Origin of the sequence: uncultured Aquimonas sp., assembly GCF_937888285.1 — a bacterium.
GTDB lineage: Bacteria > Pseudomonadota > Gammaproteobacteria > Xanthomonadales > Xanthomonadaceae > Aquimonas.
Genome location: NZ_CALART010000014.1, coordinates 1 through 24469, shown reverse-complemented (window position 1 = coordinate 24469; position 24469 = coordinate 1). Strand labels below are relative to the sequence as shown.

General features: G+C 69.1%; 17 protein-coding genes. 6 read left to right on the top strand and 11 right to left on the bottom strand.

All coding sequences use genetic code 11. The annotated features are described in order from the left end of the window. Positions 1 to 131 precede the first annotated feature (131 nt). The 4 genes from Q0654_RS04505 (at position 132) to Q0654_RS04490 (ending at position 7718) form a co-directional block, all read left to right on the top strand. Entirely contained in the window at positions 132 to 3857 is a 3726-nt protein-coding gene (locus Q0654_RS04505) for a hypothetical protein (RefSeq protein WP_298850915.1), read from the top strand. Further along, positions 3832 to 5133, top strand: coding sequence for a multiheme c-type cytochrome (locus Q0654_RS04500; protein ID WP_298850913.1), 1302 nt, complete (start codon positions 3832 to 3834; stop codon positions 5131 to 5133). The genes Q0654_RS04505 and Q0654_RS04500 overlap by 26 nt, the downstream gene beginning before the upstream one ends. Positions 5134 to 5206: 73 nt before the next feature. Further along, positions 5207 to 6277, top strand: coding sequence for an FHA domain-containing protein (locus tag Q0654_RS04495; RefSeq protein WP_298850911.1), 1071 nt, complete (start codon positions 5207 to 5209; stop codon positions 6275 to 6277). 253 nt (positions 6278 to 6530) lie between these two features. Beyond that, positions 6531 to 7718: an amino acid aminotransferase gene (locus Q0654_RS04490; RefSeq protein WP_298850909.1), complete on the top strand. Its 1188-nt coding sequence runs from the start codon at positions 6531 to 6533 to the stop codon at positions 7716 to 7718. Positions 7719 to 7956: 238 nt separating this feature from the next. Here Q0654_RS04490 and Q0654_RS04485 read toward each other — a convergent pair whose 3' ends face one another. From Q0654_RS04485 to Q0654_RS04475, 3 genes are all read right to left on the bottom strand, one after another. Then, positions 7957 to 8895, bottom strand: a complete 939-nt coding sequence (locus Q0654_RS04485) for a complex I NDUFA9 subunit family protein (protein ID WP_298850907.1) — start codon at positions 8893 to 8895, stop codon at positions 7957 to 7959. 125 nt (positions 8896 to 9020) lie between these two features. Then, positions 9021 to 9608: an NAD(P)H-dependent oxidoreductase gene (locus tag Q0654_RS04480; protein ID WP_298850905.1), complete on the bottom strand. Its 588-nt coding sequence runs from the start codon at positions 9606 to 9608 to the stop codon at positions 9021 to 9023. Positions 9609 to 9681: 73 nt separating this feature from the next. Continuing rightward, positions 9682 to 10215 carry a GNAT family N-acetyltransferase gene (locus Q0654_RS04475; RefSeq protein WP_298850903.1) on the bottom strand — a complete coding sequence of 178 codons (534 nt, stop codon included), beginning with the start codon at positions 10213 to 10215 and terminating at the stop codon, positions 9682 to 9684. Between the two features lie 111 nt (positions 10216 to 10326). On the opposite strand from Q0654_RS04475, the gene Q0654_RS04470 reads away from it, so the two are divergent. After that, positions 10327 to 12531, top strand: a complete 2205-nt coding sequence (locus Q0654_RS04470) for a tetratricopeptide repeat protein (protein WP_298850901.1) — start codon at positions 10327 to 10329, stop codon at positions 12529 to 12531. Positions 12532 to 13044: 513 nt separating this feature from the next. On the opposite strand, the gene Q0654_RS04465 is transcribed toward Q0654_RS04470, so the two are convergent. Then, the gene (locus tag Q0654_RS04465; RefSeq protein ID WP_298850899.1) at positions 13045 to 13707 is read right to left on the bottom strand and encodes a hypothetical protein; all 663 of its coding nucleotides are present in this window, start codon (positions 13705 to 13707) and stop codon (positions 13045 to 13047) included. A 244-nt stretch (positions 13708 to 13951) separates the two neighbouring features. On the opposite strand from Q0654_RS04465, the gene Q0654_RS04460 reads away from it, so the two are divergent. Next, positions 13952 to 15613, top strand: a complete 1662-nt coding sequence (locus Q0654_RS04460) for an alkaline phosphatase (protein ID WP_298850897.1) — start codon at positions 13952 to 13954, stop codon at positions 15611 to 15613. A 157-nt stretch (positions 15614 to 15770) separates the two neighbouring features. On the opposite strand, the gene Q0654_RS04455 is transcribed toward Q0654_RS04460, so the two are convergent. From Q0654_RS04455 to Q0654_RS04425, 7 genes are all read right to left on the bottom strand, one after another. Then, positions 15771 to 16622 (bottom strand): hypothetical protein, encoded by an 852-nt coding sequence (locus Q0654_RS04455; RefSeq protein WP_298850895.1) that lies wholly within the window; start codon positions 16620 to 16622, stop codon positions 15771 to 15773. A 272-nt stretch (positions 16623 to 16894) separates the two neighbouring features. After that, positions 16895 to 17671, bottom strand: a complete 777-nt coding sequence (locus Q0654_RS04450) for a hypothetical protein (RefSeq protein WP_298850893.1) — start codon at positions 17669 to 17671, stop codon at positions 16895 to 16897. Between the two features lie 162 nt (positions 17672 to 17833). Further along, positions 17834 to 18772: an electron transfer flavoprotein subunit alpha/FixB family protein gene (locus Q0654_RS04445; RefSeq protein WP_298850891.1), complete on the bottom strand. Its 939-nt coding sequence runs from the start codon at positions 18770 to 18772 to the stop codon at positions 17834 to 17836. 24 nt (positions 18773 to 18796) lie between these two features. Then, entirely contained in the window at positions 18797 to 19543 is a 747-nt protein-coding gene (locus Q0654_RS04440) for an electron transfer flavoprotein subunit beta/FixA family protein (protein WP_298850889.1), read from the bottom strand. A 358-nt stretch (positions 19544 to 19901) separates the two neighbouring features. Continuing rightward, on the bottom strand, positions 19902 to 20771 hold the full coding sequence (locus Q0654_RS04435; protein ID WP_298850887.1) for a hypothetical protein: 870 nt from the start codon (positions 20769 to 20771) through the stop codon (positions 19902 to 19904). 66 nt (positions 20772 to 20837) lie between these two features. After that, positions 20838 to 22247 carry a PepSY-associated TM helix domain-containing protein gene (locus tag Q0654_RS04430; protein WP_298850884.1) on the bottom strand — a complete coding sequence of 470 codons (1410 nt, stop codon included), beginning with the start codon at positions 22245 to 22247 and terminating at the stop codon, positions 20838 to 20840. Between the two features lie 26 nt (positions 22248 to 22273). Beyond that, complete coding sequence (locus Q0654_RS04425) at positions 22274 to 24334, bottom strand: TonB-dependent siderophore receptor (RefSeq protein WP_298850882.1); 2061 nt, start codon at positions 24332 to 24334, stop codon at positions 22274 to 22276. Between the last annotated feature and the right edge of the window lie 135 nt (positions 24335 to 24469).

Sequence of the window (24469 nt, the reverse complement as noted above, 5' to 3'; positions counted from 1 at the left end):
CCCCTCTCCCTTGGGGAGAGGGGCTGAATGTCGTAGGGTGGGCCCTGGCCCACCGTGGCCTCGGCATCGTCCCGGTCATCTGCGCCTCCCGCGCTCGCGCGAAACCGGACCGGGGCAGGGCGGAGCTCATGGTGGGCCAGGGTCCACCCAATGGGCGTTCGTTGTTCGCGTGGGTGTTGATGCTCGCCTCGGGCCTGAGCTTCGCTGCAGGCGGCAACTACGAAGCGGTCGAGCGCAGCGATCCGATGGCGGCACCCGCGCCGGCGGGGCAGAGCGCAGCGCAAGCGAGTGCCAAGTCCGAAGGCTGCCTCGACTGCCACACCAAGACCGACCTGCCGACCATGCACGCCAACCCGGCCGTGCAGCTGGGCTGCGTCGACTGCCACGGCGGTGACGCCGGCGTGCGTGTCGCTGCAGGCACCACGCCCGGCAGCGCCGACTACACGGGCTGGATGCAGCAGGCCCACGTGCTGCCCCGCTATCCGGAGGCCTGGCCGAGCAGCGCCACGCCCGAACGCACCTACACCCTGCTCAATCAGGAGCGCGCCGAGTTCATCCGCTTCATCAACCCGTCCGACTACCGCGTCAACGAGTTCGCCTGCGGTGCCTGCCACCAGCAGGTCATCGATGCGACCCGGCGCAGCCTGATGGCGACCGGCGCGATGTTCTGGTCGGCGGCGGCCTACAACAACGGCATCCTGCCCCTCAAGCAGTCGATCCTCGGCGAGAGCTACACCGCCGACGGCCAGCCCGGAAAGCTGCTGGCGCCGATCCCGCCGACGCCGGAGATGAAGTCGCGCGGCATCCTCGCCGAGCTGCTGCCGCTGCCGGCCTTCGAAACGATCAAGCCGGGCGACAACTTCCGCGTGTTCGAGCGCGGTGGACGCAACATCCTCAGCCTGTTCCCGGAAACCGGCGTGCCCAACATCGCCGGCAACATCCAGCGGCTCGAAGAACCGGGTCGCCCCGATATCCGCCAGAGCAACCGCGGCCCCGGCACCGGCGCGCGCATTTCCGTTCCCGTGCTGAACATGCACAAGACGCGGCTCAACGACCCGATGATGTGGTTCGCCGGCACCAACGACCAGCCCGGCGACTACCGGCATTCGGGCTGCGCGTCCTGCCATGTGGTCTATGCCAACGACCGCGACCCGCGCCACTCGGGGCCGTACGCCGCGCACGGCCATGCCGGCATGAGCGCGAGCGCCGACCCGACCATTCCGAAGGACCGCTCGGGGCACGCGATCACCCACGGCTTCACCCGCGCGATTCCGAGCAGCCAGTGCATGGTCTGCCACATGCACCAGCCGAACATGTTCATGAACACCTTCCTCGGCTACACGATGTGGGACTACGAGTCCGACGCCCCGCACATGTGGCCGGCGCAGCAGCAGTACCCGGATGCCGAACGCATGCGCGAGGTGCTGGAGCGCAACCCCGAGGGCGCGGCGCCGCGCGGCAACTGGGCCGACATCGACTTCCTCGCCAAGGTCTGGGACCTGAACCCGCAGCTCAGCGACACCCAGTTCGCCGACTACCACGGCCACGGCTGGAACTTCCGCGGCGTGTTCAAGCGCGACCGCGAGGGCAACCTGCTGGACGCCGACGGCGCCCAGGTCGCGAACGACGACCCCGAGAAGTTCAAGAAGGCCGTGCACTTATCGTCCATCCACGTCGACGTCGGCATGCACTGCGTGGACTGCCACTTCAACAGCGATGGCCACGGCAATGGCCACATCGTCGGCGAAGTGGCGATGGCGGTCGAAGTCGGCTGCAAGGACTGCCACGGCGACGCCGACAGCTATCCCAGCCTCTACACCTCGAACCCGGCGGCCTTGAACGGCGGCCAGGACCTGCGCCTGCTGCGCACGCCGGACGGCCGTCGCCGCTTCGAGTGGGTCGGCGACACACTCTTCCAGCGCTCGATGCTGGACCCGAACCTCGAATGGGAGATGAGCCTGGTGCGCGACAGCGTCACCCCCGGCAATGCCCACTACAACGCGAAAGCCGCGCGCGCCAAGACGATGTCGACCGACACCGCGACCCAGGCCTTCGGGCCCGAGGTCGCGCCCGCCGACTATGCGCACAGCTCCGAGAAGATGGAGTGCTACGCCTGCCACACCAGCTGGACGACGACCTGCGGCGGCTGCCATCTGCCGGTCGAGGCCAACTGGAAGACCGAGCGCCACCACTACGAGGGCGGGGCGACGCGCAACTACGCGACCTACAACCCGCAGGTCGCGCGCGACGAGGTCTTCATGCTGGGCCGGCACAGCCCGGCCAAGGGCGGCAAGATCGCGCCGGTGCGCAGCTCCTCCGCCCTGGTGCTGTCCTCGACCAATGCCAACCGCGAGCGCATCTACGTGCAGCAGCCGCCGATCGCTGCCAGCGGCTACAGCTCGCAGGCGATGAATCCGCACTACCCGCACACCGAGCGCAAGACCGAGACCCGCGTCTGCAGCGACTGCCATCTGTCGGCGGAGCGCGACAACAACGCGATCCTCGCGCAGACGCTGATGCTCGGCACCAAGTTCATCGACTTCGTCGGCTTCAACGCTTACGTCGGCGGCGAAGGCGAAGTGGCCGCGGTGCAAGTCACCGAATGGGAGGAACCGCAGGCGGTGATCGGCAGCTACCTGCACCGCTACGCCTATCCCGACTGGTTCAAGGCGCATCAGGAGCGCGGACGCGAGCTGACCACCCTGCATCGGCACCGGTCCGGCGAGGTCGGCTGCCTGCAGCTGCGCGGCGAGTACCTGTTTGCTGCCGCAGGCGACGAAGGGCTGCGCGTCTTTGATGTCGCCAACATCGCCAACAAGGGCTACAGCCAGCGCATCGTCAGCGCGCCCTTCTCGCCGCTGGGCCAGAGCTCGCGCGTCAAGACGGCCAATGCGACTTGCCTGAGCCTGGTCACCACCCAGCCCGTGCATCCCGAGCGTAACGAAGGCGAACAGATGCGGGTGGACAACCAGGAGCAGCCCTTCCACCCGATCTACAGCTACGCGCTGGTGACCGATGCGGTCGAAGGCCTGATCCTGGTCAACATCAACACCTTTGCCGACGCCGAGCCGCGCAACAACCAGATCGAGCGCGCGCTGAGCTGGAACCCGGACGGCGCGCTCACCGGTGCGCGCCACATCGAGATGGCCGGCTTCCGCGCCTACATCAGCACGCCGCGCGGCGTCGTCGTGGTCAACCTCGATACGCCGCTGGCGCCGAAGGTGGAAGCGCTCATTCCGCTCGCTGGCGCGCGCGCCGCGGCCGTGCAGTTCCGCTACCTGTTCGTGCTCGACGACGAAGGCCTGAAGGCGGTCGACATCACGCACCCGGCCGCGCCGCGGGTGATCGCGGGCAACACGATTGCGCTGGCCGATGCCCAGCGGGTGTTCGTGGTGCGCGACTACGCCTACGTGGCGGCGGGCCGTGAGGGCCTGGTGCTGGTCGATATCCGCCGGCCCGAGACCATGCGCGAGTACCAGCGTCTGGGCGCGGCCGAGGGCATCGCGGATGCGCGCGACGTTGTGGTCGCCACCACCAATGCCTCGCTGTTCGCCTACGTGGCTGACGGCGGTGAAGGACTCAAGGTGCTGCAGCTGACCTCGCCGGCCAGCCAGCCCAACTTCTACGGCTTCAGCCCGGCGCCCAAGCCGGAGCTGATCGCGCGCTATCCGACCCGACGACCGGCACTGAGCCTGTCGCGCGCGCTCGAGCGCGATCGCGGTGTCGATGAAACCGGCGGCCAGGTCGCGGTGTTCGGGCGTCTGGGCTCGCGTCCGCTGAATCTCGAAGAGATGCAGCGCCTTTACCTCAACGAAAACGGGGAACCCTGGTATGTCCACGATCAGCTGCCTGAGTAGGGCCGCGGCATTCGGGTTGTTCCTGCTGGGCGCTTCAGCCCGCGCGCAGTCGCCCGAGCTGCCGACGAGCCATCAGCATCTGGGCCCCGCGAGCTGTGCCTCCAGCGCCTGCCACGGACGCGTCTCGCCGGAGTCGAACGCCAACGTGCGGCTCGACGAATACCGGATCTGGTCGCGCGAGGACCGCCACGCGCGGGCCTACCAGACCCTGTTGAACGAGCAGTCGCAGGCGATTGCGCGCAAGCTCGGCATCGGGCCGGCACACGAGGCCAAGGTCTGTCTCGACTGCCACGCCGACAACGTGCCGGAGGCGCAGCGCGGGGAGAAGTTCCAGTTGAGCGATGGCGTCGGCTGCGAGGCCTGCCATGGCGGTGCACAGAGCTGGCTCGCCTCGCACGCCGAAGCGGGCGCCACCCATGCCAACAACCTCGACAAGGGCCTGTATCCGCTCTCGGATGTCGGCCAGCGCGCCGAGCTGTGCCTCTCTTGCCACTACGGCAACAGCGCGAAGTTCGCTGGCCACGACATGATGGCGGCGGGGCATCCGCGCCTGTCCTTCGAGCTGGTCGCATTCACCGCCAACCAGCCGGCGCACTTCGACTTCGACGAGGACTACGAGCGCCGCAAGAGCCCGCAGCCGCCGATCCGCCTGTGGATCGAGGGCCTGGCCCACGCGGTGAAGGCGCAGACCGCGCTGCTGCGCAGCGAGCGCGTGCACCGCGGCGGCCTGTTCCCCGAACTCGCCGTGTTCGACTGCCACGCCTGCCATCACCCGATGGACGACCGCCGGAATGCGCAGACCGCGGTGCATGCGGGCCTGGGCCTGGGGGCGGTGCGGGTCAATGACAGCAGTGCGCTGCTGCTGATCGCTGCGCTCGAAGTCTTCGATCCCGCGCAGTCGAGCGCGTTGCGCAGCGAGCTGAACGCCCTGCACCGCGCCAGTGCGCGCAGTCTCGCTGACCTCCGCCAGGCCGCCGTGCGCATGGACACGCGCATGGGCGACGTGCTTGCGTCGATCCGTGGGCGCAGCTTCAAGCCTGAAGACCTGCTGAGCTTGCGCGCGAGCCTGCTGCGGCGCGCGGGCGCCGGCGCCTACCGCGACTTCGCCGCCGCCGAGCAGGCCTACTACGCGATCGAGACCCTGTGCATCGAGCTGGGCGAGGGCGAGCTTCTCAAGCCGCAGTTGAACCGGCTGTTCGCCAGCCTGGAAGACGAGCACCGCTTCCGTCCGGATCGCTTCGCGACTTCGGCGCGGCAGCTCATCGCCGAGCGCTGATCCGGCGACGCTTGGCGCTTGAGGCGCGCGCGATCCAGAATGCGGGCCATCCATCCACACTGGGGCAGGGCGCATGGGCGCTGACAGCAGCGGCTACAAGCTGCGTTCCGAAGCCGACGGCACGGAAACGCCGATCCTCCACGGCATGGTGGTTGGCCGCGGCGATGACTGCGATCTGGTGATCCGGCTCGGCGTGGTGTCGCGCCGGCATGCGCGCATCAACGTGGTCGACGGCCAGCCCTGGGTGGAAGACCTCGGCTCGACCAATGGCACGACGGTGAACGGTGAGCGCGTCAGCTCGGCCGCGCGGCTCAAGCCCTCGGACATCGTTTGCTTCGATGATGTCGCCTACCAGGTGCTGGCTGCCTCCGCGGTGGTGCACACGCCGGAAGATCGCGACCGCACCATGCTGGGCGCGCGCGTGCTGCAGCCGGCGGACGGGGAGGAGGCCACGCTGGAGCGCCCGCCGCAGGCGCCCGTGGCGCCGCTGCCTGAGCTGACGACCCGGCCTGAGCGCCGCGCTGCGCCCGCGAATGCCGAGCCTGCGCGCACGCCCGAGCCCGCGCGCCCGCGCGCTGCCGCGCCGGCTGCGCCCATGGAGGGTCTGCCGCTGAGCTGGGCCGAGTCGGACCATCTGGAAGCCTCGTCGCACACCCAGGCGCTGCCGATCCTGCTGCGCCAGATCAGCCAGAAGTCGGGCGACACCGAGGGCCTGATCGAGGCCGCGCGTGCGCACAGCCGCAATCGCCATCCGCGGCTGATCGGCCTGAACCAGCGGATCGCCGGGCAGGTCTTCGACCTGGTCGTGAGCGCAGGCAAGAGCAAGTGGGAGATCGGCCGCGAGGCGGCCTCGGACATCCGCATCGTCGACGAGAGCGTGTCCGGCCGCCATGCGCAGATGGTCTGCGAGGACGGGCGCTGGAAGGTGGTCAACCTGATGTCGGTCAATGGCACCTTCGTCAACGGCCGCAAGGTGCTGAGCGCCTACCTCAAGACCACCGACAAGATCCGCCTCGGCAATGTCGAGCTGGCCTTCGATGCGGGCGATGCGGGCGCGACGACGCGTGCCGCGGAAGCGAGCGCCAAGCCGGGCCTGTGGTCGCGCCTGCGTGCGGCCTTGCGGAGTCTGTTCGGACGGGGCTGAGGCGAAGGCGCTCCGGCTTCGTCGCGCCGTCGCCAAGGGCCGCAGGGCCCGGCGCGGCTTCAGTCGCTGGCGGCAAACGCAGCGCGGCCCGATGAGTTGCGCACGCCTGGGCGCCGCACGTGCTTCAAGCGTCCGGTGCGAACGCCGCGCATACGCCGGCGTGTGCTGCACGCCTCGATATGCGCCTCCCGCATTGGTCCTGATGGCAGCGAGCGCCTATCCTTCCGGGCCTGAATTCCCCGGAGCCTTCGCGATGTTCTTCGAGCTGCAGCCCGCCCCCGCCGATCCCATCCTGGGCCTGATGGCCGCGTTCCGCGCCGATCCGCGGCCGCACAAGATCGATCTCGGCGTCGGCGTCTACAAGGACGAAGCCGGGCACACGCCAGTGCTGGCCTGCGTCAAGCGCGCCGAAGTGCGTCGCACCGAGCGCGAGGACAGCAAGACCTATATCGGCATGGCCGGTGATCCGGGCTTCAACGCCGCGCTGGAAAAGCTCGCGCTCGGCGACGTGCCGGCGCTGGCCGAGGGCCGCGTGGCGACCGCGCACACGCCGGGCGGTACGGGCGCGCTGCGCGTGGCGGCGGAGCTGATCAAGCGCGCGCGGCCCGAAGCCACCGTGTGGGTCAGCGATCCGACCTGGGGCAACCACCCCTCGGTGTTCAAGGCGGCCGGCCTGAAGGTGCGCGAGTACCCCTACTACGACCCGGCGACGCAGTCGCTGCGCGGCGAGGCGATGCTGGCGGCGCTGGCGGAGGTGCCTGCCGGTGACGTCGTGCTGCTGCACGCCTGCTGCCACAATCCCAGCGGCGTCGATCTCGAAGCGCAGCACTGGCAGGCGGTCGCCGAGCTGGCCGGGAAGCAGGGCTTCCTGTGCTTCGTCGACATGGCCTACCAGGGCTTCAGCACCGAGCTCGACGCCGATGCCTTCGGCCCGCGCCTCTTGGCGCAGCGCCTGCCCGAACTCATCCTGGCCACCTCCTGCTCGAAGAACTTCGGCCTCTACCGCGAGCGCATCGGTGCGGTCAGCGTGATCGGCCACAGCGCGCAGCAGACGCAGGCGACGTTCTCGCAGCTGCTGTCGGCGATCCGCAACGTCTACTCGATGCCGCCGGCGCACGGCGCGATCCTGGTGCGCGAGATCCTTGAGGACGCCGAGCTGCGCGCGCAGTGGGTGGACGAACTCGCCGCCATGCGCGGTCGCATCAACCACTACCGCAGCGCGATGGTGCAGGCCCTGCGCGAGGCGGGCGTCGAACGCGACTTCAGCTTCATCGAACGCCAGCGCGGCATGTTCAGCTTCCTCGGCATCACGCCCGAGCAGGTCGAGCGCCTCAAGATCGAACACGCGATCTACATGGTCGGCAGCAGCCGCATGAACATCGCGGGGCTGTCGGCCGCCAACATCGGGCATTTCGCGGCGGCTCTCAAAGCGGTGCTTTGAGAGCCGGGATTCGGGAGTGGGGATTCGGGATTCGAAGCCGCCGAGACTCAAGCCTCCGCGCAACCTGCGCACATGTGTGTGGCGGCGGTCGGCTGATTCGCTGACACGACACTTGCGTCCGAGTATCGACCGTCGGACCAATTCCGAATCCCGTGCCCTCGCGCGCAGCGCTCGGGCGCTCATCGGCGCGCGGACCAATGGTCCGCAAGCGCGCCTCTTCGCTCCCCAATCCCGGCCGTCAAGGCCTCCCCGACGCCCCCCGATAGCGATCCAGCCGCGCCTGCTTGCCCAGCGGAAACAGGATCTGCGGGATCACCGCTTCGATCGGTGTCTTGTCGATCTTGAGCCGGTACAGGCCGTCGATGCCGCCGACCGAATCGATCTTCAGCGACAGGAAGTTGTCGGTGGAGAAGGGCTTACCCGGTACGAAGTCCATGGCCAGCGCCTGCAGGCGGCCGAGCACGTCGGGCAGCGGGATCACCAGCCGCTTCAGCTGCATGCCGCGGGCGGTGTAGCGCACGATCTCGGCGAGGGTCAGGGTCTCCGGGCCGTACAGCTCATAGGTCTGGCTGTAGGCCGCGGTGTCGTCGAGGGTCTTGACCATGGCCGCCACGACGTCGCCGACATAGACCGGCGCGAACTTGGCGCCTGCACGCGCCAGCGGCAGCACCGGCGAAAATGACAGCAGGAACTTGAAGCGGCTGAACAGGCCGTCGCCAGGGCCGAAGATCACCGAGGGCTGGTAGATCGTCCAGTCGAGGCCCGAGGCCTTGACCGCGGCTTCGGCTTCGCCGCGGGTCTTGAGGTAGTGGCTCTCGCCGCGGCCGGCGTTGAGCGCGCTCATCTGCAGCAGGCGGCGCACGCCGGCGGCCTTGCAGGCTTCGATCACGGTCTGCGTCAGCACCACGTGGGCCCGGCGGAAGCCGCTGCCGCCAAAGCCCGCCTCGTTGAGGATGCCGACCAGGTTGATCACCGCATCGGCGCCGCGCAGGGCTTCGGCCAGGGCCTTGCCATCATAGGGATCGACGGCGCGCAGGCGCACCCGCGGCAGCACGCCCAGGGCGGGCTTGGCCGCCGGGTTGCGGCTGAGCACGTCGATGTCGTGGCCAAGGGCCGAAAGACGGGCGATGAGGTGGCTGCCGACAAAGCCGGTGCCGCCAAGAACAACGATTTTCATGGGTGTTTCCAGAGTTTGCGCGCGCTCGGGCGCACGCGAGGACGCGAAGCGTAGCAAGTGCGCCAGGAAGGGGCGAACCAGCACCGCAATACCGGCGCAAAGCGTGACCCCGTCCGCGCGGCGGCTCAGCGTGCGGCGGCGCCGGCGCGGCGCATGCGCTCGATCCAGCGCGCGTGCAGTTTCGGCGAGGGCTGGGCGACCAGGCCGATCAGGCTGTGGCGCACCGGCCCGAAGCCCACGAAACGCAGCACGTTGCGCTCCAGGCTCTTCAGGCTGTGGGCGCGGTAGAACCAGCGGTAGACGAAGCCGGGCATGCCCATGGTCACCACCACATGCGCGCTGCGGCCCTGCAGCGGCTTGGCCTGCAGCGGGCCGCGGTCGCCGCCCGGCGCGGTGAGGCCGGGGCGCAGCACCTGCTCCAGCGCGGCCTTGGTGTGCGCGGGCAGGTCGCCCAGCCACATCGGATAGCAGAACAGCAGGTGCTGGCACCACAGCAGGTCGGTCTGCAGTGGCTTCAGCGCGGACGTCACTTCGTCCTGTTCCCAGTCGCTGGAGCGGCGCAGCAGCGGCACCTCCACCGCGCCGAGATCGAAGCGTCGGACTTCGTGCCCAGCGGCCTCTGCGGCTTCGGCGTAGGCCTCACTCAGCGCGCGGCCGAAGCGCTCGGGCGCGGGGTCGGGATGGCCCTGCAGGACAAGGATGCGTGTGCGCATGACGGAACTCCCCGCGGCGATGAAGTCGAGAGCGCAGCCTGAGCCTCGCGTGCGACGGCGGCCTTGAGCGGCGTCAATCCCGCGGCCGCGCCCGCCATTGCGCGCGCGTCTGCCGCCAGATCTCGATCGGTGCGTCCTCGAACGGGGGCGGCAGGCGCCCCGCACCGCTGTTGCACGCGCCAAGGCGCTCCGCAAGACGCTGCGAGGGAAGGTTGGCGGGGTCGATGCAGTGGATGACCTCATGCCAGCCCAGCGTGTCGAAGGCCCAGTCGATGCAGGCCAAGGCCGCCTCCCGCGCATAGCCCCGGCCCTGATGCTCGGTGAGCAGGCCCCAGCCGACTTCGGTGCCCGGCCAGCCTTCAGGCTGCCAGGGGCCGATGCGCCCGAGCCACTGCCCGGTGCGGCGTTCGATCACCGAGAACATGCCGAAGCCCTGGATCTTCCAGGCGCCCACCATGCACAGGAAGCCGCGCCAGGCGGCAGCGCGAGGCTGTACGCCACCGATGTAGCGGGCGGACTCCGGATCCGCCATCAGGGCGGCCCAGGCGTCGAAGTCCGAGGCTTCCGGCGGGCGCAATCGCAGTCGGGGTGTCATCAGCTCAGGCATGGTCCTTGCTCAGTTCGCGTTGTGAAGCTTGCTCACGATTGACGGCAGCCTGCGGACGGGCCGATGTGAGAAAGTTCCGCGTCCGATGGAACGGTACGGGGAGGAAGCGTAGTGCGCTCAGCGGTTCCTGGCGAGGTGCGGCTCCGTGTGGGCTGGGCCGCCGCAATCCATCTGCTCTGTGCGATCGCAGCCTGCGCGCCGGTCGCGGCGCAGCCGGCGGCTGCGCCAGCGGACCCCGTGCTGGAACAGTGCCGCGAGCTGCGCCAGGAGCGCCCGCGGGATGCGCTTGCGGTTTGCGATTCCGCAGCGGATCGCCTGCGCGACCAGGGCGCGTACGACGCTGCGTTCGAAGCCCTGATGCACGTCGCCCAGCTCGGCCTCCAGGGCGGCGAGGTCGAGCGCGCCGAGGCTGCGCTCGATCGCGCCTCGCTGATGCTGGGTCAGGTCGAGGATCCGCTCGCTTCGCACCGGATCGCCCGTCGGCGCGGTCAGCTGGCCTATGCGCAGGGCGCACCCGCCGCCGCACTGGGTCGCTTCCTCGAGGCGCTGGCGATCGCGCGTTCGGTGCGCGATACCGGCGCGATCGCAATCAGCGAGAACGACGTCGGCGTGGCCTACTGGCAGATGGGCGACTACAGCGCCGCACTGGGTCACCTGCAGGCCAGCCTCGCGGCCAAGCAGGAGCGCGGCGACCGCGACATCGCCAGCACCCTCGCGAACATCGGCGGCCTGTATGCCGAGCTGGGGGATTCCAGGCGCGCGATCGACATGCTCGAGCGCGCACTGGCCCTGCATCGGGCAAGTGGATCGCAGCTGCTGATCGGCGGGGCGCTGGAGGAGCTGGCCCTGCTGGAAGCTGCCAGCGGTGATCTCGAAGTGGCCCGCGCCAGCCTCGACGAGGCTTGGTCGCTGTACGAGAGTTCCAATGCCTCGCGGGAACGCATGCGGCTGGCGCTGCGGCGCGCGCGCATCGAGGCCGAGCACGCCCCGCAGCAGGCGCCGCTGTGGCTGGCGCGCGCGCGCGAGGCAGCGGCCCAGCTCGGTCGCGGTGAACTGCTGGCGGCCGAGGTCATCGAGGCGCGGCTCGCCGACACCCCAGCGACCCTGCAGCGCGCCTATGCCGAGCTGGAGCGCGTACTGGCCCAGGATGCCGACATCGAGCCGGCACTGGCGCCGCAGGCGCATCAGCTGCTCGCCGATCTCGCCGAGCGGCTCGGGCGCCCTGCAGACGCCCTCCAACACCTTCGGCAGCACCTCCAGGTTCAGCGTCAGCTCGACCAGGCCCGACACAGCCAACGCCTCGACGCGCTGCGCGTGCGGCTCGATCTGACTCTGGCTGAAGCCGAGCGTGATCGACTGCAGCGCGCCAACGCGCTGCAGACCTCCGAGATCGCGCGCCGTCGCGCCCAGACCCTGGTGCTGGGCGCCGGCGCCCTGCTGGTGGTGGCCGGTCTGGTGCTGTTTTTCCAGCGCAGGCTGTATCTGCAGCGTCTGCAGGCTCGCGAGGAGCGCCAGCAGCTGGAGCGGCGCATCGCCGAAGCGCGGCGTGCGGCCGATGCGCTGCGCGCCGATTTGCGCTCGCTGGAGTGGCTGCTGGACCGGGAGCGCAGCCCGGCCCTGGTCTTTGACGCCGGTGGACAGATCCGCGCGGTCACCCGTGCCGCGGCCGAACTCCTGGGTGTCAGCGCCGAAGCCCTGCGCGGCGCAGGGTTGGCCAGCATCATCGGCGAGGAGGCTGCGGCGATCCTGCAGGCGCAGGTGGAGCAGGCCTCACTGGCCGACGACGAACAGGTCGAACTGCCGATCGACGGCGAGGCGGCGGGCAGCCTGGCAGGGCTCGGCTTCAGCCTGCAGCGACTGGCGCTGGAGGAAGAGCTTGGCGTGCTGGTGCTGCAGCCGCGGCCAGTGCCCGCCAGCGCAGCCGAGGCCCCGCCCGCGGCCGTCGCCTACGCGGAAGACCTGCCGGTTGCGGCGCCGCTGCCGGAGGCACTGGATCCGCAGCAGCGCTTCCGCGGTCTGCTGGTCTCCCTGATGCAGCTGAGTCTGGATCTGTGGGAGCGCCTGACCCGCAAGACGCGGATCGATCTGGCCGAGCGCAGTGGGGTCTGGCGCATCACGATCGACGAGGGCCGACTGCGCGTGCGCGCCATGGATCGTTACCTCAGCCTCGACACGCTGCCCGAGAAGCCGCGCTGGCGCGAGGTGCTGCGTACCGCTTACTTCGTGCTGGCGGAGCTGGAGCTCACAGCAGATCAGCGCCAGCAGATGGAGGTGCTGATCGAGGCTGTGCTGGGGGCAACGCGCAAGCGCCCCTGAGGGCGCGCGGTCGTGGCCTCGCTGTCGAGCCCAGAGCCTGTGCGAACCCTGACGTTGTCGCAGGGGCGGCTCTGGGCGTTCCCGGAAAGGCGCGGCACTTGAACTCAAGGGAGTTTGGCGAGCCAGTGATTGCAGAGTTCGCGTAGCGCAGTGCCGCCAATGGCGTCCAGAGGTGCCCTTGGCGGCGGACGGTTCCCGCATGCACTCAGTCCGGACTCGTCGCGCCCGTGGGCCGCGAATCGGCCGTGCTGCCGGCGGATGCCAACTTCGCGCCTACTCCACAGCCGCAGGCGCTTGGCGGGCGCGGTCCGCCGCACCGCCTCGACCAGTCGCCTGCAGCGGCAGGTCGTGTGGGCCTGCGCATCGGCCGGGCCACCCGTCGTCGGCCCCTTCCTGATCTGCAAGCCTGTCTCAGCGACCTTGCGGAGGTGATCTCCCGCAACGCAGCGAGCCCGGCAGGGCCGGGCTCGCACGCGCAGAGCTTCGTGTTGGTGTCGTCGCGCGGCGCGCTCCTCATTCGCAGCGCAGGCAGACCCCCGCCACGCCCTGCGACAGGCTGTAGCGGCCGCTGTCGGCGGCGATCAGCGCCTGCGGCCACTCGGCCACCGCGATCACCTGGCCAGCGTCGCCCTTGCCCGAGGCGGCGAGGCTGAACTGCGAGCAGTGCAGGCTGGCCACCGCATTGGCCGTGCGGATCTCTTCTTCCTCTTCTTCGCGCGGGTCGGTGGGGTAGTCGTCATCGAACTGGCCGACCATCTTCAGCACGGCGCCGGCGGGCAGGCTGGAGCGGCCGTTCTCTCCCACCTCCTCTTCTTCTTCTTCCCTCGGATCGGTGGGGTAGTCGTCGTCGAATTGGCCGACCATTTTCATTTGCGTGCCCTGCGGCAGCAGCGTCGGGATGCGGCCTTCGATTTCCTCTTCCTCGTCGCGCGGGTCGGTCGGATAGTCGTCGTCGAACTGGCCGACCATCTTGAAATCCAGGCCATCGCGCTCGCTGGCCGGCTTGCTGTCCGGGCGCAGGCCCTGGAAGGCTGCGGGCAACAGATGGAACTCGGCCACCGGCACCAGGGTGCCCGCGCTGCACCACTCGGCGGAGGGCAAATCAATGCCGCGGGTGTCGGCGGAGAGCATCATGAAGCTGCCGGCAGTGATCAGGCTGATGACGAAGACGCGCATGGGACACCTCGTGGGCTGTGCGGCGGATGGGGTGCCCAGACTTGCGCGCTTGTTGGCGGTTTGTCGATCCGAATTTGGGACCATTCGGGAACATTTGGCCGCACGCTCGGCGACATTGGCCGATTTTCACGCTTTTCCGCGCCGCCTGTGTGGCTCCTCACGACATCTGCGGTGGCGCTCAAGGCCGAGCGCTGCGCGATGGACGCTAGACTCCGCGGCTGACCGTCCTGTCTGGATCTCCCGCATGTTCCGCTCACCGCCCACCGGGTCGATGCCCGCTTCGACCGGACCTGCCGGCCTCGCCCTCATCGCGCTTGCGGTTTCCCTGGGGGGCTGCGCGCAGCTGCCGACACCGCCCGCGCTGTCCGCGCCGGAGCCCGTACTGCGCGCGCAAGCGCACGACGAATCGCCGCGCGCCTGGTTCAAGGCCGGCGCCCATGCAGCCGTTGAGCGCGGTGCGGGCCGGGCCGGCGCGCGCAATCTGATCCTGTTCGTCGGCGACGGCATGGGGCCGACCACGGTCGCCGCCGCACGCATCCTGGAAGGGCAGCAGCGTGGCCGGAGCGGCGAGGAAACTCTGCTGAGCTTCGAGAGCTTTCCGCACACCGGCTACAGCAAGACGTACAACACCGACCTGCAGACGCCGGACTCGGCCGGCACCATGAGCGCGATGATGAGCGGCGTCAAAACCCGCGCTGGCGTGATCGGGCTGGATGGCACTGCGCGCTATGGCGACTGCGCCTCGGCGCAGGGCGCCGCCTTGCCCAGCCTGCTGCAGCTTGCGGAAGCCGCGGGGCTGGCGACCGGGGTGGTCACCACCACCCGCATCACCCACGCCACGCCGGCGGCGACCTTTGCGCACAGCCCTCACCGCGACTGGGAGGCTGATGCGCTGGTGCCGGTGGCCGACCGGGCCGCCTGTCCCGATATCGCGCGCCAGCTGGTCGAGTTCGATCACGGCGACGGCATCGAGGTGGTGATGGGCGGCGGCCGGCAGATGTTCATGGGCACCGCCCAGGCGGACCCGGAGTTCCCCGAGCTGCACGGCCTGCGAGAGGACGGCCGCGATCTGATTGCGGAGTGGGGCGCGCGCCATCCCGAGGGCGTCTACGCGTGGAATCGCGCCGGCTTCGATGCGATCGACTTTGCCGCCGTCGACCGGGTGTTCGCCCTGTTCCAGCCCGGCCACATGCAGTACGAACACGATCGCGTCGGCGATCCCGCTGGCGAGCCCAGCCTTGCCGAGATGGTGTCAGCGGCCATTACCCGCCTGCGGCGCAGCGAGGCGGGCTTCCTGCTGGTCGTCGAGGGGGGGCGCATCGATCACGCCCACCATGCCGGCAACGCCTATCGCGCGCTGACCGACACCATCGCCCTGTCCGAGGCCGTGGCGGCGGCGCAAGCGGCGACCTCGGTCGACGACACCCTGATCCTCGTCACCGCCGACCACAGCCACGTGCTGAGCTTCTCCGGCTACAGCCACCGCGGCAATCCGATTCTGGGCAAGGTCAGCGATCGCACCGGCACCGGCGATGTCGCGCTGAAGCGCGACCTGACCGGGCGGGTGTTCACCACGCTCGGCTACATCAACGGCCCCGGCTATGCGGGCGAAAGCGATCTGCAGCCGGCCGGGGTCAAGCGTCATCCGCACGAGCCCAACCGCTTCGAAGCGGGCGATGTGCGAGCGGATCTTGAGAACGTCGACACCACCCATCCAGACTTCCTGCAGCCCAGCCTGTGGGCGCTGAAGAGCGAGACCCACGGCGGCGAGGATGTCGGCGTTTATGCACTCGGCCCGGGCGCGGAAACCGTGCGCGGGGTGCTGGAGCAGAACGTGATTTTCCACCTGCTGCTGCAGGCGCATCCGGCGCTGCGTGCGCAGGCGGAGCGCGCCGGGCCGCGCTGAGGCGCAGGCTGCACGGGGCGGCGCAGACGATGCCTGGCATATAGAAGGGCGGCCTGTGGCCGCCCTTCTGTGCTTCCGGATTCAGCGCTGAGCGCGCTCGGCGTGCGCGCCCCTTACGGTCTCCCGGACGCCAGCGCGATGCTCTATCGGGCGTATCTCACAGGGTCACGTCGGCTTGAACCTGGGTGCGCAGCTTCAGCGGCGAGGGCTCGGGCGAGATCGATACGCCGCCGCTGTGGCCTTCGACTTCCCGCGCCAGCGCATCGAGGGACTGCCCCAGGGGCGTGGACAGTTCGAACAGCACCGGCTGGCTCTGCGGGCGCCGCCCGCCGGTGCCGGCGTACATGCCGTCGATGGTGAAGGTCATGGGCACCAGCATCCGGTGCGGTTCTCCGTCCGCGCGCGGGCCGACGAAGTCGAAGCGCCAGCTCTGCACCGCCTCGACCGAGGCGCGCGCGAAGGGCTCGACCAGGCGACGGTGGCGCTTTTCGTTGAGGACCTCTTGGTTGAGGACGCGCGCGGTGACCGGCTCGACCAGAGCGACGCCACCGCTGTCGTCCAGCGTCACTCGCAGCAGCACTTCCGCGGCGATCCGGTTCCTGAGCGAGCCGGCCGGGTAGCGTGGTGGGGTGAGCTGCTGGGCCAGGGGATGGCCGAATTCGACCTTGCCCAGCACCAGCTGGTAGCCGGCTTCCGACTTGAGGTGGTCGACCCGCACGAACACCGAGGTGCGGATCCGGCGCGCCGTGCCGTCCACCAGATGGGGCTCGAAGGTCCAGCCGCGCATCACGTCCAGCACGTTCTGCTCGATCTTCGGCAGGAGCTGGTTGCGCCGCAGGGTGACCTGTTCCACGCGGCCGCTGGCGTCGACCTCGATGATGCCGGCGAGGTGGATGGATTCGATGATCTCGGCCTGTCCCGTCACGGCTGCAGCCTCCGCATGGGCGGGCGGAGCGGTCAGCAGCGGTGAAGCCAGGGCGGCGGCAAGTAGGAGGGCAAGTGGTTTCATGGTCGCAGTCTCTTCAGAACGTTCAGTCGCGGAAGGGAAGGGGATCGACCCCGGCGAGCGCCCCGCTGGCCGGTTCAGCCAGCAGGGCGCTTCGAGGACGTCGTCGTGCCAGGGGCGTGACGTTGGCCGTGGAGATGGCGCGGCTGGCGCTGCGCACAGCCCGGCAAGCTTCCAACAGCGAGGCGGCCGCTTGAACCTGTCAGATCTGACAGGGTGATGGCGCACACCCAGCCGCACCCTGGCCGCGCAAGCCGCCGAAGCCGTGCGAGGGTTCAGCGCAGCATCGACACCTGCATCAGGGTGCCCGGCGGCAGTGCGCGGGTCCGCTCGCGCAGGGCCTCGATGCGGATGCCGCTGCGCTCAAGCGCCGGGAAGGTCTTGGCCGGGAACTCGCGGGCCGCGCCACCTTCCTCCTGCATCGCGTAGTCGAAGGTGACCACGGCGTACTGGCGGCCCTCCGCGTCGGCCTCGGCCATCAGGACGGTCCAGCCGCGCACGCTGTCCTGCGCCCGCTGCAGATAGTCCTGGATCGAAGCCTCGCGCTCACGGTCATCGCCGCTGGCACGCGGCAGGGCGCTCAGGACCACCGCCAATGGCTCCGAACCGAGCACCTTGCCCTGCGCATCCACTTCGACCCGCAGCCAGAGCAGGGCGCCGTGGCCGCGCTGCATCGGTGCCTCTGGGAAGGGCAGGAAGGGCGCAACCGTGGCGATCGGCTGGCCCAGCATCACCGTGGTGACCAGCAGCTTGCGGGCCTCGCCCGAGCCTTCGAAGCCGATGCGGAACAGGGCCGAGGTGCGCACGCGTCGCGGCTGGCCGTCGATCACCACCGGCTCGAAGCGCATGCGCTGCACGCTGTTGGCAACGCCCTCGCGCACATAGGGCAACAGCAGGCCGGCGTCGTGGATCTCGACCTTTTCGACGCTGCCGTCAGCGGCGAGGTCGAGGATGGCGTTTACCGCCAGCGCCTCTTCGGTCTGGGCGCGGACGAGGGTGGCGGCTAGGCCCAGGGCAAACAGCAGGAACAGTTGGGACGCGCGCAGCAGCATGGAGAGTCTTCGTCGAAAGCACCGCATCGCGCGGCCGGGTCGGGGAGTGTGCCAGACGCGACCGCGCCAACCCCAGCGCTCGCGCCGCGAGCGATATCGACAAACGCGAACGGCGGCCAGAAAGGCCGCCGTTCACAAGGACCAAGGAAGGTGGCGCGAGGCTTACAGGGCCTTCTCAAGCTCCGGCACGATCTGGAACAGATCGCCGACCAGGCCGAAATCGGCGACCTCGAAGATCGGCGCCTCGGCGTCCTTGTTGATGGCGACGATGGTGCCGGCGTCCTTGATGCCGGTGAGGTGCTGGATCGCGCCGGAGATGCCGCAGGCGATGTACAGCTCCGGCGCGATGATCTTGCCGGTCTGGCCGACCTGCAGCTCGTTCGGCACGTAGCCCGCGTCGACCGCCGCGCGCGAAGCACCCACCGCCGCGCCGATCTTGTCGGCCAGGCTGTAGATGATCGCGAAGTTCTCGGCCGAACCCAGCGCGCGACCGCCGGAGACCACCTTCGACGCAGCCTGCAGGTCGGGGCGATCGCTGCTGCCCTGCTTCAGTTCGACGAAGCGGGTGTGGCTGGGCAGGGCGACATCGACGCTGACCGCTTCGACCGCAGCGCTGCCGCCGGCGCCGGTAGCCGGCCAGGAGGCTGCACGCACGGTGGCGACGACGGGCTTATCGGCCGGCGCCTCGACGGTGATGATGGCGTTGCCGGCGTAGATCGGGCGGGTGAAGCGGTGGCTGCCCTCGACTGTCATCAGATCGGAGACCTGCGGCGCATCCAGCAGGGCGGCAACGGCCGGCATCACGTCCTTGCCGAAGCTGCTGCTGGGGCCGAACACATGGCTGTAGCCGGTCGCGAGCTTCGCAATCACCGGCGCTGCCTGCTGGGCGATCAGGTGCGAGAAGGCGGGGTTGGCCACCGTCAGCACCTTGGCCACGCCTTCGATGGCGGCGGCCTGCGAGGCCAGCGCGGCCGGATCGGCCGCCAGCACCGCGATGTGGATCTCGGCGCCGGCTATCGCGCGCGCTGCAGTCACGCAGCGGGCCACCGCACCGTTCAACTGGCCGTTCAGATGGTCGGCCACGATCAGGATCTTGCTCATTCGAATCTCTCCCGTGCGGCCGGCTTACGCCAGGCCCTTGGCCTTGAGCGCCGAAACCAGTTCGGCGACGTCCTTCACCATCACGCCCTTAGAGCGCTTGGCCGGCGGCGCGTAGCTCAGCGTCTTCAGGCCACCGCCCAGGCCGACGCCGAGGTCGGCGATCTGCAGGGTTTCCAGCGGCTTGCTTTTCGCCTTCATGATGTCGGGCAGCTTGATGAAGCGCGGCTCGTTCAGGCGCAGGTCGACGGTGATCACCGCCGGCAGCTGCACCTTCAGCACCTCCAGCCCGGCGTCGACTTCGCGGGTGACGGTGGCGGCGCCGTCGGCGACTTCGACCGCGCTGGCGAAGGTGGCCTGCGGGCGCGCCCACAGCGTGGCCAGCATCTGGCCGGTCTGGTTGGCGTCGTCGTCGATCGCCTGCTTGCCGAGCAGCACGATGTCCGGCTGCTCCTTCTCGATCAGCTTGAGGAACACCTTGGCGGCTTCCAGCGGCGACACCGGCTGGTCGCTGACCACATGCAGGGCGCGGTTGGCACCCATGGCCAGGCCGTTGCGCAGATGCGCCTGGGCGTCGGCCGGGGCGATCGTGGAGACCACCACCTCCGTGGCCACGCCTTTCTCGCGCAGGCGCAGGGCTTCTTCCAGCGCGATCTCGTCGAAGGGGTTGGGCGAGAGCTTGACGCCATCGGTGACCACACCGGTGCCATCGGGCTTCACCTGGATGCGCACGTTGTAATCGACGACGCGCTTGTAGCCGACCAGGATCTTCATCGGACTGCAGTTCCTATACGGGGGTGGAAGGGGCGGCCGCGCGAGCGCCGGCCGAAACTCCGCGATTCTAACCGCGCGGGTTTCGAATACCTACTCGATACCAGTCGCGGAACTGGACTATGGCGGTGTGGGCGTGCGGCGGGCGTGTAGCGGGCGATTGCCCTTCGCGCGGCGAAGGCGCAGACGGCGAGGGTCGAGGCTATGGTGGGCCAGGGCCCACCCTATGGACCGCGGAGCTGCATAGGGTGGGCCCTGGCCCACCATAAGCCCCACGCTCGCCTTGTCCCGCCAAAAGCGCCAAGCCTGCCCCGGACGACCCTGAGCCCCTGGCTCGTCCCGGCCTGACGCCGAGCCGGGCTCAGCCGCGCTCGCGCAGCTTCTCGCGGAGCGCGGCGACGAAGCGGTCCGCAGCATCGGCCGAGGTGTGGAAGAACAGCGAGGGCTCGGTGAGTTCGAGCTCCAGCAGCTGCGGGCCCTTGGCCGAGGGCAGCAGGTCGACGCGGGCGTAGGCCAGGCCCTGCACCGGCAGCGCCGCCAGCACCTGGCGAGCGGTCGCCATCTCCTGCGCCGAGGGCTCGCGGGCGGTGATGTGCTCGGCGGCGAACAGGGCGCGGGTCGGGCCCTCGCCGCGCTTCAGCAGCGGGCCCTTGCGGATGGCGTGCGAGAACTTGCCGCCGAAGAACAGCAGGGCGGTTTCGCCGGCGCTGTCGACCTGGGCCAGATAGGGCTGCACCAGCACATGGCGCCCGGCATTCAGCAGGCGCTCGACGTGCTGCGCGGCGGGGCCGCGCTCGGATTCGACATAGCGCTGGGTGTCGCGCGAGCCCGCACCCACGGTCGGCTTGACCACGAACTCCGGCCAGGCCGGAAAGCCGTCTGCGCGTTCGCCCGGCGCGATGTAGAAGCTTTCGATGACCGGCAGGCCCTTCTTCGCGAGCTCGCCGAGATAACGCTTGTCGGTGTTCCAGCGCACGATTTCCAGCGGATTGATCAGCCGCGTCTGCGCACTGACCTTGGCGCACCAGGCAAGGAACTCCGGCAGGCGCTGGGTGTAGTCCCAGGTCGAGCGGATCAGCACCGCATCGAAGCGCGCCCACGACACCGTGACGTCGTCCCAGACCAGAGTCTCGTGGCCGATGCCGGCGCGGTCCAGGGCCTCGCGCAAGGGCGGCAGATCCTCGTCGAGATCGAGGGCGGGCAGGGTCGAGGCGAGCGCGATGCGGGTCACGGTGGCTCCTGTAGGCGGCGGGACAACACGCCGCGCATCATGCCAAAGCGGGATGGCACGCGTGGATCACAGGCTCGCGCGCGGTTCGATGCTGGCACGTGCTTCCGCGCTGGAATCCATGCGTGCGCCGGGCAGCAGTGGGTCAGCAGCGCTGCCGCTGCGCCAGAGCAGCCGCACCCACACCGCGAGCAGCGCCAGGGTCGACAGCACCCAGGCTGCGATGACCGCCTGGGCGCCGGGCAGCAGCGTCGGCCACTGGCGGACGCCCGCGACCGTGGGGCCGTAGTACTCGCGCGCTTCGTACAGGCCGAAAGGGACCGTTGCCGCACACACCAGCAGCGAGACCACGAGGGCCGGGAGCATCCCGGGCCAGCGGTGGCGGGCGGCGACGCCAGGCTGGGCGTTCAGCCGGCGCGCATGCAGCAGAGTGCCGGTGAATATCAGGCCCGACAGCAGCAGCCCGAACACGAACCAGATCAATTTGCTGGCGAGGCCCGCGAAATCGCCGAAATGCAGCGGATCGGCCATGTTGGACCAGATCCAGTAGGCCGGCAGCTCATCGGCGCGGTGAGCCAGCAGTACCTCGCCGGTGCGCGGATCTAGGTTCAACTGGTTGGCGCGTCCGCGCACCAGCGGGAAAACGGTCTGGCCCTCGATGTAGAGCGCCTCTTCGCTGGACCAGTCACGGCCGATCAGGGTCGGTTCGAAATCCGGCCAGCGCGCTTTCGCGTCCGCGATCAGGGCATCGAGTGAGCGTCGCGGCAACGAGGGGTCCGAACCGGCGGGCGGCACCACGTTGACCGAGTAGCTGGAGTCCGGCCCGGCGTAGTTGAGCATGCCGTCGCCGATGTCTCCGCGCAGGGCTTCGAACAGGTACCACACCCCGGTAACGCCCAGCACCAGAACAAACCACAGGCTCCACAGGCCGCCGGTCTTGTGCAGCTCGGACCAGAACGCGCGACCCCGACCGGGGCGGAAGCGGAAGAAGCGCGTCCACCAGCGTTTGTAGACGAACAGGGAGGCGACCATGGACAGCAGCATGGTCGCCGCCAACAGGGTCACGATGTACTTGCCTGCCCAAGGGATGAACAGGTTCATGTGGAAGCTGCGGAAGAAGCGCTGGATCGTGTAGCGCCCCTCGATCACGCCGGTGACGACTCCGGTGTAGGGGTCCACCGCCACCAGTTTGACCCCACCATCGGGCTGGTTCATCTGCACCACGCTGGCCGCGCGGGCGTTCAGCGGCGCAGAAATCACGCCGAGCTCCGCGTCCGGCACCGCATTCCTGGCTGCGGCTTCGATTGCATCCCAGCCGACGGTGTCTTGGTCGGGCGTGACCCGCAGCGCCGGATTCACCAGCCAGTCGAGTTCGTTGGAGACGGTGGCAAAAGTGCCGCTCCAGCAGACCACGAACAGCAGCAGGCCGGTCATGACGCCGGTGAAGCTGTGGACGCGGAACCAGCTGCGGGTGCCCATCACGGTCGGCCTTAGCCTCTGCGCGATCAGAAGCGGTAGTTGACGGTCAGCGTCACGCTGCGAGGATCGCCCGGGAATACGCGGCCGTAGTTGTAGCCGCCGGTCCAGTGCACGCGATCGGTGAGGTTTCTGACCATCAGGTTGGCCTGCCAGCTGTCGGCCTTGTAGTACAGGCCTGCGCCGAACACGGTGTAGTCCGGCAGCACCAGCGTGCGCTCGAAGCTCTCGCGGTCGCTGACGTGCTGCGCGCCGGCACCCAGGCCCCAGCGCTGGCCGAGGCTGTAGCGGCCCCACAGGGTGGCCGAGTGCCGCGGTGCGTTTTCCTTGACCTGTCCGACGATCGCGGGATCGGCGTCTTCGGTGATCTTGGCGTCGTTGAAGGCGTAGTTCGCTATCAGCTGGAAGCGATCGCCGATCTGCCCGGCGGCTTCCAGTTCGAATCCGCGCGCACGCTCCTCGCCGCGCTGCACGTACAGATCCGGGTTGTCCGGACTGTTGGCGTAGACGATCGAGTCCGTCTTGGTCAGTTCGTAGATCGAGGCGGTGAACAGAAGCCTGCCCTCGAATGCGAGCTGCTTGTAGCCGACTTCGTGCAGCACGCTCTCCGACGGGTCGAACGGCCCGCCGTAGGTCGGCGAGTTGATGCCCACGTCCGGCGGCTCGAAGCCGGTGATCCAGGACGCGTAAACGCTGCGGTTGTCATCCAGGTTGTAGACCACGCCCAGCCGCGGCGAGAGTTCGTTGCCGCCTTCGTTGTCAAAGCGTGCTCCGCCGTCCAACGTCTCCGGTGAGAAGCGGTCGTAGCGCAGGCCGGCCAGCACTTCCCAGCTGCCGACGCTAATCTGGTCCTGCAGGTAGTAGCCGGTGGTTGCAAGCGTGCCGCCGTAGGGACTGGACGAGCTCTCGGCGAGCGGATAACTGGTGACGTCGCGATCGATGTAGGCCGGGTTCAGGATGTCGAAGACGCCGACGTTGCGCGCCGAGAAGTCGCGGCTGAAGGTGTCGCTGTCGGCGTGATCGACGCCCGCCACCAGGCGGTGCATCAGTGCGCCGGTCTCGAACATCCCGGTCAGGTACACGGTGCCGGAGCGTACCTCGGCCTCGGTGTCGCGGTCGCCGTAGCGCAGGCTGATCTCGGTGTCGGACAGAAAGCGATCAATGCGATGCTCGACCAGACGCTCGTCGTAGCGGTAGTCCTGCAGGCTCGCCACCAGCGACCAGTCGGGTCCGAGGTCCTGCTCGACGCTGAGCGTGGTCGACAGGCTGTCGCTGTCGAGAATGTCGCCGGGTTGGGTCAGGCTGACCCCGATCGGCACGGTGCCGAGTTCCTGGGCGCCGCGCACCGCCGGCTGACCCCGATCCAGCACCGACTCCGAATCGATCCAGACCACATCGAGGTTGAGGCGCGTGCCCTCGCGCGGCAGCAGGGTGAAGGAGGGGGCGAGAATGCGGTTGTCGAAGTAGACCCGCTCGCGGAAGGACTCGGAGTCCTCGATCGCTGCATTCAGCCGATAAAGAAGGGTGCCCGCGTCGTTGAGAGGGCCGGTCAGGTCGGCGGCGGCGTAGCGGTAGTCGAAGCTGCCAAGGCCGACGCTCAGCTCGCGGCGCACCCGGTCCAGCGGCTTCTTGGTCACCATGTTGATGACGCCGCCAGGGCTGGCGTCGCCGAAGGTGGCAGCACCCGGCCCCTTGATCACTTCGACGCGTTCCAGATGGGCGATTACGGGCTGCGACCAGAAGTTGTTGTAGGTGCGCAGGCCATTGACGCGGCGCGCGTCGGAACTGCGGAAGCCGCGGAGGGTGATGTCGTCGTAGACCGAGAACTCGTTGGCGCCGGCAACGAAGGGGGTGACGTCATTGAGCCGTACCAGGCCCTGGTCCTGGATGACCTCCTTGGTGACCACGCTGATCGACTGCGGAACATCGAGGATGTGGGTCTCCGTCTTGGTCGCCGAGAACGTCGACTCCGCAAACACCTCTTCTGAGATGCGGCCGACGACCTCAACCGCCTGCATCGTGCGATCGGCATCCTTGCCGCGGTCCGAGCCGTCGGGAAGGTCTACGGCTTGCTCGGCGGCGGCTGGCAAGCCAGCCAGCCCGGCTGCAAGCGCGAGCCACAGCAGATGGCGGGAACGTCCCCCGCCAAGGACGGGCGGGTGTTGGGATGTCTGAGAGGGTGTTGACAAATTAGGTGGTCAGGCGTCGAAGCAGCATCCGCGCCT

Bases quoted from the DNA above. Each gene is read 5' to 3' on its own strand.
- Q0654_RS04500 (WP_298850913.1), top strand. From the start codon at position 3,832: ATGTCCACGATCAGCTGCCTGAGTAGGGCCGCGGCATTCGGGTTGTTC.
- Q0654_RS04495 (WP_298850911.1), top strand. From the start codon at position 5,207: ATGGGCGCTGACAGCAGCGGCTACAAGCTGCGTTCCGAAGCCGACGGC.
- Q0654_RS04490 (WP_298850909.1), top strand. From the start codon at position 6,531: ATGTTCTTCGAGCTGCAGCCCGCCCCCGCCGATCCCATCCTGGGCCTG.
- Q0654_RS04485 (WP_298850907.1), bottom strand. From the start codon at position 8,895: ATGAAAATCGTTGTTCTTGGCGGCACCGGCTTTGTCGGCAGCCACCTC.
- Q0654_RS04480 (WP_298850905.1), bottom strand. From the start codon at position 9,608: ATGCGCACACGCATCCTTGTCCTGCAGGGCCATCCCGACCCCGCGCCC.
- Q0654_RS04475 (WP_298850903.1), bottom strand. From the start codon at position 10,215: ATGCCTGAGCTGATGACACCCCGACTGCGATTGCGCCCGCCGGAAGCC.
- Q0654_RS04465 (WP_298850899.1), bottom strand. From the start codon at position 13,707: ATGCGCGTCTTCGTCATCAGCCTGATCACTGCCGGCAGCTTCATGATG.
- Q0654_RS04460 (WP_298850897.1), top strand. From the start codon at position 13,952: ATGTTCCGCTCACCGCCCACCGGGTCGATGCCCGCTTCGACCGGACCT.
- Q0654_RS04455 (WP_298850895.1), bottom strand. From the start codon at position 16,622: ATGAAACCACTTGCCCTCCTACTTGCCGCCGCCCTGGCTTCACCGCTG.
- Q0654_RS04450 (WP_298850893.1), bottom strand. From the start codon at position 17,671: ATGCTGCTGCGCGCGTCCCAACTGTTCCTGCTGTTTGCCCTGGGCCTA.
- Q0654_RS04445 (WP_298850891.1), bottom strand. From the start codon at position 18,772: ATGAGCAAGATCCTGATCGTGGCCGACCATCTGAACGGCCAGTTGAAC.
- Q0654_RS04440 (WP_298850889.1), bottom strand. From the start codon at position 19,543: ATGAAGATCCTGGTCGGCTACAAGCGCGTCGTCGATTACAACGTGCGC.
- Q0654_RS04430 (WP_298850884.1), bottom strand. From the start codon at position 22,247: ATGGGCACCCGCAGCTGGTTCCGCGTCCACAGCTTCACCGGCGTCATG.